Annotated in this window: 12 protein-coding genes, 1 tRNA gene and 1 pseudogene; 12 read left to right on the forward strand and 2 right to left on the reverse strand. The window is 42.8% G+C overall.

Annotation, left to right across the window (positions count from 1 at the left end; genetic code table 11):
- Window positions 1-109: 109 nt before the first annotated feature.
- The 8 genes and pseudogenes from ABIC84_RS04090 to ABIC84_RS04125 all read left to right on the forward strand — a co-directional run bounded on the left by ABIC84_RS04090 (window position 110) and on the right by ABIC84_RS04125 (window position 4,850).
- Window positions 110-904 carry a PASTA domain-containing protein gene (locus tag ABIC84_RS04090; RefSeq protein ID WP_429262744.1) on the forward strand — a complete coding sequence of 265 codons (795 nt, stop codon included), beginning with the start codon at window positions 110-112 and terminating at the stop codon, window positions 902-904.
- Entirely contained in the window at window positions 882-1,190 is a 309-nt protein-coding gene (locus ABIC84_RS04095; RefSeq protein ID WP_426588037.1) for a rhodanese-like domain-containing protein, read from the forward strand. Before ABIC84_RS04090 ends, ABIC84_RS04095 begins: the two co-directional genes overlap by 23 nt.
- 17 nt (window positions 1,191-1,207) lie before the next feature.
- The gene (gene mltG / locus ABIC84_RS04100; RefSeq protein ID WP_426588039.1) at window positions 1,208-2,260 is read left to right on the forward strand and encodes an endolytic transglycosylase MltG; all 1,053 of its coding nucleotides are present in this window, start codon (window positions 1,208-1,210) and stop codon (window positions 2,258-2,260) included.
- A complete protein-coding gene (locus ABIC84_RS04105) occupies window positions 2,260-2,667 on the forward strand; it encodes an acyl-CoA thioesterase (RefSeq protein WP_426588041.1) in 408 nt (135 codons plus the stop codon). The genes mltG and ABIC84_RS04105 overlap by 1 nt, the downstream gene beginning before the upstream one ends.
- An 11-nt stretch (window positions 2,668-2,678) precedes the next feature.
- Window positions 2,679-3,659, forward strand: a complete 981-nt coding sequence (locus ABIC84_RS04110; RefSeq protein ID WP_426588043.1) for a YihY/virulence factor BrkB family protein — start codon at window positions 2,679-2,681, stop codon at window positions 3,657-3,659.
- Window positions 3,660-3,757: 98 nt separating this feature from the next.
- Window positions 3,758-3,847 (forward strand) — tRNA-Ser (locus tag ABIC84_RS04115).
- A gap of 291 nt (window positions 3,848-4,138) precedes the next feature.
- Window positions 4,139-4,420: pseudogene (locus ABIC84_RS04120) on the forward strand (Arm DNA-binding domain-containing protein); the annotation flags it as partial.
- On the forward strand, window positions 4,395-4,850 hold the full coding sequence (locus ABIC84_RS04125; RefSeq protein ID WP_429262745.1) for a hypothetical protein: 456 nt from the start codon (window positions 4,395-4,397) through the stop codon (window positions 4,848-4,850). The pseudogene ABIC84_RS04120 and the gene ABIC84_RS04125, both read left to right, overlap by 26 nt.
- An 86-nt stretch (window positions 4,851-4,936) precedes the next feature.
- Here the strand turns inward: ABIC84_RS04125 and ABIC84_RS04130 are convergent, their stop codons facing one another.
- Both ABIC84_RS04130 and ABIC84_RS04135 read right to left on the reverse strand, forming a co-directional pair.
- Complete coding sequence (locus tag ABIC84_RS04130) at window positions 4,937-5,170, reverse strand: hypothetical protein (RefSeq protein WP_429262746.1); 234 nt, start codon at window positions 5,168-5,170, stop codon at window positions 4,937-4,939.
- Window positions 5,171-5,386: 216 nt separating this feature from the next.
- Window positions 5,387-6,826, reverse strand: a complete 1,440-nt coding sequence (locus ABIC84_RS04135) for an MBL fold metallo-hydrolase RNA specificity domain-containing protein (RefSeq protein WP_429262747.1) — start codon at window positions 6,824-6,826, stop codon at window positions 5,387-5,389.
- A 367-nt stretch (window positions 6,827-7,193) separates the two neighbouring features.
- On the opposite strand from ABIC84_RS04135, the gene ABIC84_RS04140 reads away from it, so the two are divergent.
- The 4 genes from ABIC84_RS04140 (at window position 7,194) to ABIC84_RS04155 (ending at window position 11,646) form a co-directional block, all read left to right on the forward strand.
- A complete protein-coding gene (locus ABIC84_RS04140; RefSeq protein WP_429262748.1) occupies window positions 7,194-7,403 on the forward strand; it encodes an Hsp20/alpha crystallin family protein in 210 nt (69 codons plus the stop codon).
- A 69-nt stretch (window positions 7,404-7,472) separates the two neighbouring features.
- A complete protein-coding gene (gene ppsA, locus ABIC84_RS04145) occupies window positions 7,473-9,878 on the forward strand; it encodes a phosphoenolpyruvate synthase (RefSeq protein ID WP_429262749.1) in 2,406 nt (801 codons plus the stop codon).
- A 244-nt stretch (window positions 9,879-10,122) separates the two neighbouring features.
- Window positions 10,123-10,893 (forward strand): MlaE family ABC transporter permease, encoded by a 771-nt coding sequence (locus ABIC84_RS04150; protein ID WP_112653708.1) that lies wholly within the window; start codon window positions 10,123-10,125, stop codon window positions 10,891-10,893.
- 3 nt (window positions 10,894-10,896) lie between these two features.
- On the forward strand, window positions 10,897-11,646 hold the full coding sequence (locus ABIC84_RS04155; RefSeq protein WP_429262750.1) for an ABC transporter ATP-binding protein: 750 nt from the start codon (window positions 10,897-10,899) through the stop codon (window positions 11,644-11,646).

The following is an 11,646-nucleotide window of genomic DNA, read 5'->3' on the forward strand; positions in this document are numbered from 1 at the left end:
AATAATTAATTCCGAAATCGAACATCCGAAATCCGACATCCTAACACCCATATCCAAAATAATTCCTATGTTTGATACTTAATTAAAAGGTTTACCCTTACATATACTGATGAGCAAATTTGGGGCTTACTTAAAATCAAAATCATTTCGGAATAACTTATTGATGGCTATTGTGACCGTGATAGCCGTTGTTTTAATAGCATTTTTCAGTCTTGGTTATTACACCCGTCATGGATCGGGCATACCTGTACCAAAGCTTAAAGGCCTTACTATTGATAAGGCGATGGATATTTTAAAAGAACAGGGATTCGGCTATAAAATAGATTCTGTGTATGTACAGGATGTGGCCCCCGGTACTATCGTAGAGCAAGACCCGGATCCCGGGACCAACGTTAAAGAAAGCCGGGTAATCTATCTTACTATGGTAACCCTGCAGGCGCCAAATGTAGCCCTGCCCGATCTTGAACAAAGCAATTATCGCGAAGCTATAGCTACCATATCAAATTATGGCTTAAAAGTGGGCGACACAACGTACCGTTCGGATATTGCCCGCGACCGGATCCTGGAGGTACGTTTTGGCGGACAGGTGATAAAAACAGGTACCAAGATCCCCAAAGGCTCAAGAATAGATTTGGTTTTGGGTGATGGTGAAGGTGCAAGCGAAGTGGAAATACCTGAACTCGTAAATCTTGACCTTGATGCCGCCCGCTTTGCTATAAAAGGCGCTGGCTTAACTGTTGGGATCATTACTTACCAGGGTACTATTACCGATTCGACCAATGTGGTTGTTGTTTCGCAATACCCGATGAAGACCGATTCGTTAAGCAAAACAAGTATTGGTACGCGTATTAACCTAACTGTTTCACAAGGCACAAAAACAGATGCAGCTCCACCGGCAAATTAAAGCTACCGAGCTGCTTGAACGTTTAAATAAAGGTGAAAGCCTTAATTTGATTGACGTGCGCGAGGTTATTGAATATCATACCTACAATATAGGAGGCGAAAATATCCCGCTGTCAAATTTAGAGAATACACTTAACCGTTTAAGCTACAACAAAACCGATGAGGTAATCGTTATCTGCAAAGCTGGTTTACGGAGCGAAACAGCGCAAGCCCTATTGGAACAGCGTGGCTATAGCAATGTGCGTAATTTAAGCGGCGGGTTAATGGCTGTTCAAAAACTAAAATAAATACTCTATTCAATATCATGACCGCGGAAAAACAAGGATCAGGCATGCTCAAAAAATTTATCATAGCATTGGTAATCGTTATCATTGTGCTTTTAGGCTTTACAGGTTTCAATTATTACCTTAAATACTTTGGCCCTAACGTTACCGATAAACAGGAGTATTTATACATCCATACCGGCGCTACTTTTAGTGATGTTTTTAAAACCATACAGGATGAAGGCATTGTAAAAGATACGGCTTCATTTGGTTGGGCTGCCCGAAATATGAATTATACTACCCGTGTAAAACCAGGTAAATATCGCCTGCATGAGGGTATGGGAAACCGCAAGCTCATCAATATGCTGGCCTCAGGTACACAAGAACCTGTTAAGGTTGAATTTCACGGATTGCGACTTAAAGAACAGTTTGCGGGATTTATATCGAAAAAGATTGAACCGGACTCAATGGCGATTATCCGGCTGCTCGATTCGGCAAGTTTTGTAAGTAAGTACGGTTTTACTACCGATAACGTATATACGGTAATGATGCCGGATTCCTACCAGATGTATTGGAATACAAGTCCGGAAAAGTTCTTTAAACGGATGTATGATCATTATCAGGCTTTTTGGACCCCTGAACGTAAACAAAAGGCTGCCGCTATAAACCTTACTCCGCAGGAAGTATCTATCCTGGCATCAATAGTTGATGCCGAAGCGTTGCACGATGATGAAATGCCTGCTGTAGCGGGCCTATACCTTAATCGCTTAAAAAGAGGCATGACACTGGACGCTGATCCTACAGTCATCTTCGCGATGAATGATTTTACTATAAAACGTGTACTCACCCGCTACCTTTCATACAATTCGCCATACAATACTTATCTGCATAAAGGTTTACCTCCGGGCCCTATCATGATGCCATCTGTTAATGCTGTAAAGGCCGTGCTCAACTATCAAAAGAACGATTACATTTACATGTGCGCCAAAGCTGATTTTTCGGGATACCATGCCTTTGCCACCAATGTGGCCGACCATTTGGTTAACGCGCATAAATTTCAGCAAGCCCTTAACGAACGTAACATCCTCAGGTAATGTTTGAGCACACCATCAAAATACGGGTGCGCTACGGCGAAACCGATCAAATGGGCTATATGTATTACGGTAACTATGCCGAATTTTATGAAGTTGGCCGGGTAGAGATGCTTCGCAGTCTTGGTCTTACTTATAAAGGTATGGAAGAATCGGGCATTATGATGCCTGTGCTCGAGCTTCAGTGCAAATACCTGAAACCTGCTTTATATGACGAGGAGATCAGCATCAGGGTGATTATGGATGAGCTGCCCGGCATTCGAATCCATTTCAGGTACGAACTTACAAATCCCAAAGGCGAACTTATTAATACCGGCGAAACGCTGCTCGTATTCATTAACATGAAAACCAACCGCCCATGCCTGCCCCCACAGGATTTTAGCGACAGATTAATGCCCTTTTTTAAGTAGCTTTGGTTTAAATGAAATGGCTGCACCGCTTTTTACTTCGGTTTAGGTTCTACAGGTACATCATCGAGTGGACGAAGTCTGTCATTATTCCAGGTTTCAGGCCACTGCCCCTTTATACAGTTATAGACTTTTTTGTAAAAGAAATCACCAATAACTCGCTTATTAACCGGGCCTATGCTTTAGCCTACAGCTTTATGCTGGCTGTTTTCCCTGCTACCATTTTTTTGTTCACGCTTATCCCCTACGTGCCTATAAAACATTTTAAAGGCAATCTGATGATGGTGCTGGCCTCTGTAATGCCTACAAATGCCTATATGGCGTTCAGAGAAACCCTTTTCGATATTGTAAGTAATCAAAACGGCAAGCTCCTTTCATTCGGTTTCTTAACAACCTTGTATTTTGCTACGAATGGCGTTATCAACCTCATGAAAGCCTTTAATAAATCCTCATTAATTGAGGATAAACGGAGCTGGCTCAAAAGGCGCCTGGTAGCAACAGGAATTACCGTAGCTATAAGCTTCGCGTTATTACTGGCCATTTCCATACTTATCCTGGGTCAATCCATTATCCGGTTCATCCAATCGCATGTAGCGTCTGAAAATCATTTTTGGGTTTACCCTGTGATGCTGTTCAGATGGGTGATTATTGTGGTGATCATTTTTGTAACCATAGGGTGCTTGTACCGTTACGCTCCTGCACATAAAAAGAAATGGAATTTTATTAATCCAGGCTCCATACTGGCTACGGCACTGGCAGTTTTAACCTCACTGGGCTTTTCCTATTATATCAACAATTTCTCGTCGTACAATAAAGTTTACGGCTCGATAGGTACGCTCATCGTTGTGATGATCTGGATGTATATAAACTCATTAATTTTAATAATCGGGTTCGAATTAAACGCGTCCGTAGAGCTTTCCAAGCGTACAATTCGCATCGTAAAACCCAGATTTAACACTTTTCGGGCAAAAAAAACCGACCAGTCAAAAAATTAAAATATTATTAATCAATAACTTACATAGATTATTTAATTAAATCAAAAAAAGTGAAATTCAAATTTGGCAATTCGCCCCGGATTTGTACTTTTGTCCCCGGAGAGTTGGCAGAGTGGTCGATTGCGGCAGTCTTGAAAACTGTTGAACTGTGAAAGGTTCCTGGGGTTCGAATCCCTAACTCTCCGCCAAGTATTATTCAATTAGGATCAGAAAGCGCTGTAAATGAATCATTTACGGCGCTTTCTGATTTTAGCCCTCACCAAAACAAACCAATCAATAGCTTTGTTCTGGTGCCCAGTGGGTGACCTTTTTCAAGGTAAGCTTGCCGGGTCACCGGAATGCTTATAAGTCTCTTATATTGAGCGTTTTATTAATTTAAACACCTTGATTTCAGCAGGATATGTAACTGATTTTATTCACTTAAAGCTTCAGTGATGAACAAATCTTTTAACCACCTCTTTTAAGTAAAGAGATCAAAAGCAAATGCCGAAGGCTTCGCCCCTGTTTATCTGCGTATCACTGTTGATGGCGTACGCATCGAAGTCTCCTCTAAGCGCTATGTCAATCCCGACAAATGGAACACAAATGAACAAAAGTTAAACGGAAACAGCGAAGACGTAAAAAGTATTAATGCCTACCTGAAAACTTTAGAACACCAGGTGTATGATGTTCACCGTGATATGATAGAGCGAAAGTTTAATTCCCCGCGGGAAATCTTTAGGCGCGGCATTATACTTGCCAGAAGAGAGGCAACTGCGTAACAAAACTGCTTTCGTGGAACATCTATTGCTACCCTGGCAGGCAGGGCGGCAGAAGAACTTACTTTTGGCGAAATATCGTCCGGGGCGTTGGATGATTTGGAAAAAGCGACCAAAGAAGCAAGATCGATGGTCATGTATTATGGTTTTGCCGAAAAGCTTGGAAACCTCAGTTATTACGATTCAACCGGTCAAACCCGATCTGGCAATACAAAAACCCTTCAGCGAATCAACCAGCAAAATCATTGACGATGAAATAATAGGGTTGCTGGCGCAGGCCTACCAGAACGCGAAAGGAATTCTTGCCAAAAAGAAGCCTTTATTGGACCAGTTAGCAACGCTATTGTTAACTAAGGAAGAAATAGATAAAGGTGACCTCGAAAAGATTTTAGGCACACGGTCCGATTTTTTTTTTCATTTACCTATACTTTAATAAGTGATTATAAGGAGCTTGGGATTGATTGTCGGTAATCAATTATTTTCCACAGAATTATATTGGGGATTATAGGTATTTAAAACTCAATTTACCTCGGGTATCTCAAATTCTTGTTCATAATAATAATTCATGCCATCATGTTCCCACTCAAGCATTGCCTTCCATTTACCGCTGCAGAGACCTGTTACCGAAATTTCAATTAAGCCCCCGTGCTGGTCATCAATCTGTACTACGCGTATTTCTGCCGGATAAAGTTTATTCAAAAGCCTGAGGAGACCTTTTACGGGATGACAAAAATTAAATGTGAGCTTTTCCATGATCCGCACTTAACAAGTTCGCGTAACATTGCAATTTAACAACCCTGCTTTAAATGGCTTAGAAAGTAACCAGTATTCAAATATTGATAAATATTAGCTAAAGAAAAATGACGTTTATCATTAAATTAACCAATACTGTCAATTTACAGCATCAGGCACCGATTAACAGTATTGTTGCATTCAAAATCAAGATATTACACAGTACCACGTATCACATTACAGCTGTTGATTCAAACTGAATAAAAGTTCCTTGTGGTAAGGCTTCATAATCTTTACTGTTAGTTTCAACTCATCCTGGATCTTAACCCGAAGAGTGTCTTGTGCGCATGGTTCGCCATGTACCAGGTAAACCTCGGATACCGAATTTTGAAACTGCTTTAACCAGTTAATCAATTCGTTTTGATCGGCGTGAGCGGACAAACCTTCTATCTCCTGTACCTTCGCCACCACCGGGTAATATTGACCATGAATTTTCAATTCGTGAGTATGGTTAAGTAACGCCCTTCCCCGTGTGCCCTCGGCCTGGAAACCAATCAGGAGTATGGTGTTACGCGCATCGCCCAAATAACGCTTCAAATATTCCAGCACACGGCCTCCGGTTAGCATTCCACTTGCCGCAAGAACGATCTTAGGTCCTGCCCTTTTAATGATCTTTTCGGTATTCTTATAATCCTTGTTGATCGTTACGCTGTTAAACATGTCAGTACATTCTTTTTCATCAATAGTAAACCATCCGGGAAAGTGTACCAGGGTCTTTCCGGCAACTGCAGCCATTGGACTGTCAAGGTATACCGGAATGGATGATGGAATCAGATTATGTTGTTTTAAACGATAGATCAGGTGCATCACTTCCTGGGCCCGGCCAACTGCAAAACATGGGATCAGGACATTCCCCTTATTAAAAATAGTATCATTAATAGCACCCGCTAAATCCTGTGAAGTGTCATTTTTAGAGTGTAGGCGATCGCCGTAAGTAGACTCCATGACTACAAAATCCGCTTGCCCTAATAGCTCGGGGCCAGGTAATAGCTCTGACTGGTCACGCCCGATATCCCCGGAAAATACAATTGTCTTCTCAAAGCAACTTATTTTGACCGAACAAGCACCCGCGATGTGCCCGCATGGGTACAAACTAAAACTTAGCTGTTTAGCCAGGCTGATTGTTTTATGTATTTCACAAACTTCAAAATAGGGCAACGCAGCCTCAACATCTTTCACGGTGTACAGAGCCTTTGCCGGATGATGCCTGGAGTAGCCGTATTTATTAGCCTTTTGGGCATCTTCTTCCTGTAGTTTGGCGCAGTCGCGCAAAATAAGCTCTACAAGGTCTCTGGTCGGCTGGCTCATGTAAATCTTGTTACGATACCCGTTCCGTATCAGTAAGGGGATATAGCCACAGTGATCGAGGTGTGCGTGGGTCAGTATCAGTGCACTAATATCAGCCAGGTTAACAGGCAGGCTTTCCCAGTTTTTTTCCCGCAAAGCCTTTATGCCTTGAAACAGGCCGCAATCGATCATAATGTTCCCCCCGGGAGTAAGCAGCAGATGCTTGGATCCTGTTACAGTACCTGCTGCACCTATTGACTGCAGGTAAACATTTTGTATTGCAGGCCCGGTTTCTATTGCCGACCCCCTGTCATTAAAAGATTCATTCATAACTTATTACTTGTTACCATAAAGGTATTGCGATAAAGAAACCGCCAAACTGACATGAATCACACCAAAGCGTGACAGTGGTCATTATACTTAGTGTCTCCCATGGCGAAATTTGGATAACCAATCATTCAACAAACAAATTTATGACAGCCTTAATAAAATCACATCGCGTTCCATCATGGAAATCAATGATGCATAATTTTTGGAGTCCAGACCGTTTTTTTGATAAAACTTCCAGCGGCGGAGAATTTCTCCCGGCTGTAAATATCCGTGAAACCAAAAATCATTATAAGCTTGACGTTGCTGTTCCGGGCTTAAAAAAAAAACGATTTCAAAATCATTACCGAAGACGGCTTACTGACCATCAGTGCGGAAACCAATAAAGAAGAAAAGGAAGAGATTGATAGTTATACACGTAAAGAATTTTCCTTTGCTTCCCTTCCGTCGCACATTTAAGCTACCCGACAATGTTAAGGAAGACGGGGTGAATGCCAATTATCACAATGGCCTTTTGGAAATCGAACTTAAAAAAAGCGGCAGAAACCAGGCGGCAAAGAAAGAAATTAAAGTAGACTAAAAATTTTCTGTCGGCAACACCGGCGATTTTGACAACCGGACGCTCTTCGGCCGGCTTAATAACAGTAACATGGAACATTTTATCAGAAAGTTTAGCGAAATCACCATCGGTGATATTGCCGATGTTGGTGGAAAAACAGCTTCATTGGGAGAAATTTACAATCAACTAACCAACAATGGAATAAATACGCCAAACGGCTTCGCTGTAACAGTAGCAGCTTTTCGTTATTTCATCGGGTTCAACCGGCTCGAAAAAAAGCTTGTTGATTTGATGGCCGGTTTAGACCGGCAGAACTTCTCTAACTTAACGATAAGCGGCGCCAGAGCCCGAAAACTGATCATGGACGCCGTTATGCCGAATGACCTGCAAATGGCAATCATAGACGCCTACGATTATATTTTTGAAAATGCAGAACCGACTGTGGCCGTGCGAAGCAGTGCCACAGCAGAAGATTTGCCAGGGGCGAGTTTTGCAGGACAGCACGAATCCTTCCTGAATATTAAAGGTCATAGTGCTTTATTAACTGCCGTAAAGCAATGCTTTGCATCACTTTATACAGATCGCGCTATTAAATATCGGGAAGATAAAAATTTTGATCATGGGAAAGTTTATCTTTCAGTTGCAGTCCAGAAAATGGTGCGATCTGATATGGGGTGTTCCGGTATCGGATTTACTTTGGAACCTGAAAGTGGGTTCAAGGATATTATACATATTTCGGGTGTGTGGGGATTAGGGGAAAATATCGTACAAGGTACTGTTACGCCTGATGAATTCCTGGTGTTTAAACCAACTCTTAAAAAAAATTTAAGGGCCACTATCCAAAAAAACCTTGGTAGCAAAAACAAAACCATGGTTTGCGCAACTACCGACGACGCAACCAATCCAACGATAAATCAGGATACGCCCTGGGAACTCCGGCAAAAATTTGTGCTCAGCGATCAGGAAGTTGAAAAGCTTGCCAACTGGGCGTTGATCATCGAAGACCATTACCGTCAGCCTATGGACTTTGAATGGGCTAAAGATGGATTCGATCACCAACTCTATATTATCCAGGCTCGTCCCGAAACTGTACATAGTCAAGAAAAAAAGATACAGGTAAAAAGTTTTAAAATTGCCGAAAAAGGGGAAGTTATAACCATGGGGGCTGCCATAGGCAATGGTATTACAGCCGGCAGGGCCCGTGTGCTCAAAACTCCTGACCAGGCTAACCTGCTTAAAGAAGGCGAAATTTTGGTTACTGAAACAACCAGCCCGGATTGGGACCCCGTATTGAAAAAGGTAGCGGGAATTGTTACTAATAATGGCGGCCGCACCAGCCATGCTGCTATTATAGCTCGGGAACTCGGCGCGGTGGCTGTAGTTGGAACGACAAACGGAACCTATAACATTGAGGATGGTGAGATGATAACCATTTGCTGCGCCGAGGGGAAGACAGGGATGGTTTACAGTGGCAAACTGGAGTGGACTGAAACGGTCAGTGACGTAAGCAAAACCCAGCTGCCGGCACACCCGAAAGCCCAACTAATCATAGCCGATCCGGGGCAGGCCTTTAAATCATCGATGTTTCCCAACCAAGGTGTTGGATTGATGCGAATTGAATTTATTATCGCGAACCAAATTGGGATACATCCGATGGCACTCGCACACTTTAACCAGGTGTTGGACGAGCAGGAACGGGTAAAAATCGCTCACCTAACAGCTGGCTATGCCGATAAAAAAGCTTATTTTGTAGATAAACTTGTACAGGGTGTTGCCACGATAGCAGCGGCATTTTACCCGAAAGATGTGGTCGTGAGGATGAGCGATTTTAAAACCAATGAATATGCCGGCCTAATTGGCGGAAGGTACTTTGAGCCAAAGGAAGAGAACCCGATGATTGGCTTCAGGGGGGCCTCCAGGTATTATGATGATCATTACCGCGACGGCTTCCTGCTTGAATGCGAGGCCATGAAAGTGGTTCGTGATGAAATGGGCTTCAATAATATTAAATTGATGATCCCTTTTTGCCGGACAGTTAAAGAGGGGCAAAAAGTCATCGATCTGATGTCGTCCTGCGGGCTTAAACGGGGTCTGAATGACCTTGAGATCTTCGTTATGGCAGAAATTCCCAGCAATGTATTACTTGCCGAGGAATTCGCGGAAGTATTTGACGGTTTCTCAATTGGTTCAAATGACCTTACACAATTAACATTAGGCATTGATCGGGATTCAGCACTCATAGCAGGCTTATTTGACGAACAGGACGCCGCGAGCAAACAACTGATCGTCATGATGATCCAAAAGGCAAATAAACTGAAAAAAAAAGTAGGCCTGTGCGGCCAGGCGGCAAGCGATTCAGAAACGTTCACCAGGCTACTGGTTGAAACCGGCATCGACAGCATCGCTTTTAACGCGGACGCATTGATTAAAGGTATCGAAAATATTAATGACGCCTTGAAATCCTGCAAGAACAAGTCTCAACCAAGTGCGGTATAAGAAAGGAAACCATGAGTTATCTCTTGGATAAACACAAACCGGTTTCTGCCTATGACACACCTGTTAAAACCATCTTTTATATCCTGGTTAACCAGTTGTTCCGTCGGGCTTAAAAATGATTTGCGTCACTTATCAGTGGTATAGATATCAAAAAAAATGCTGTCCGATATCACAAATTTTTCTTCGGACCCATATTAATTTTACCGTAGATCATTTTTTCAAATCAAGTTAAACAGATATAACGATGGCTTTCACTAAAAATATCAAAGCCTTTTTGAATGACACTGGGGATATCGCAGGATTTGCCGGCCAGTTTTTCTCTACCGGAATTAAACCGCGCTTTGAGGTCCGCGAATTATTAAACCAATGCTATATAATTGGATATAAATCGTTGCCGCTTATCGGCCTCACAGGTTTTATTATGGGCCTTGTTCTTACAATGCAGCTGCGGCCATCCCTGGTTGCCTATGGTGTTGAATCTCAACTTCCGGTGATGGTAGGCATTGCCATAGTTAGGGAGATAGGTCCGGTTATAACAGCGCTGATATTTGCAGGTAAAATAGCCAGCAGTATAGGAGCCGAACTTGGATCCATGAAGGTCACAGAGCAAATTGACGCAATGGAGGTAAGCGGAACCAATCCATTCAAGTACCTTGTCGCTACGCGTACCGTGGCAACTACATTAATGCTACCCGTGCTCACTGTCCTGGGCGACGCTATCGCCTTGTTCGGAGCATACATAGGCGTTAATATCAGGTCGGCCACCAGCTTTTATCTTTTTTTTATTCAGGTGTTTAGAAGTCTCAGTTTCGGCGACGTACTTCCTGCATTTTTTAAAACATTTTTCTTTGGTTTTGCTGTTGGAATCGTTGGTTGTTATAAAGGTTACACATCAAGCAAAGGTACCAGGGGTGTTGGAAGTTCGGCCAACTCAGCGGTTGTGTTATCATCTGTAGTAATCTTTTTCATCGACTTGCTGGCTGTGCAACTCACGGATCTGCTTGGTTTAAATTAAAGCATGAAAACACAAACAGCCACCGAAAACAAAGTGATTGTGATAGAGAAACTTTGTAAGCATTTCGGCGATCATACCGTGCTGCAAGACTTTGCATTATCAGTCAAAAAAGAAGAGAATGTGGTAGTGCTTGGCAAATCCGGATCCGGCAAGTCAGTACTGATCAAATGCATTATCGGTTTGTTGAAACCTGATAGCGGAAACATCAAAGTTTTTGGTCAAAATGTCCCTGATATGTCTCACGAAGTACTCGATCAGGTCCGCGCCCGCATTGGCTTTCTTTTCCAGGGCAACGCATTGTACGATTCCATGACCGTTCGTGAGAACCTGGAATTTCCTTTACGCCGTCACTGGATTGCTGCTTCGCAGAACGAGGTGGAAGCCCTGGTTATGGAGGCTTTGGAAAACGTAGGGCTGGCGCATACTGTTGATCTGATGCCGGAAGAATTATCCGGAGGCATGCTAAAACGTGTCGCTCTCGCCAGGACCATGATCCTTAAACCGGAAGTGATATTATATGATGAACCAACAACAGGGCTCGATCCGGTTACAGCCCGGGAAATCGATAAATTAATTTTGAAACTGCAGGATAAATACCATACATCATCCATTATCATCACACACGACATGAACTGTGTAAAAAACACCGCCGACCGGGTGGCTCTGCTGCTGGACGGTCGTTGTTATGCACAAGGTACATACACCGATTTCGAACATTCGACAGATCCAAATATTCATCAATTTTTCGAATAA

The sequence above is a fragment of the Mucilaginibacter sp. 3215 genome (assembly GCF_050433785.1).
In the GTDB taxonomy this organism is placed as follows: domain Bacteria; phylum Bacteroidota; class Bacteroidia; order Sphingobacteriales; family Sphingobacteriaceae; genus Mucilaginibacter.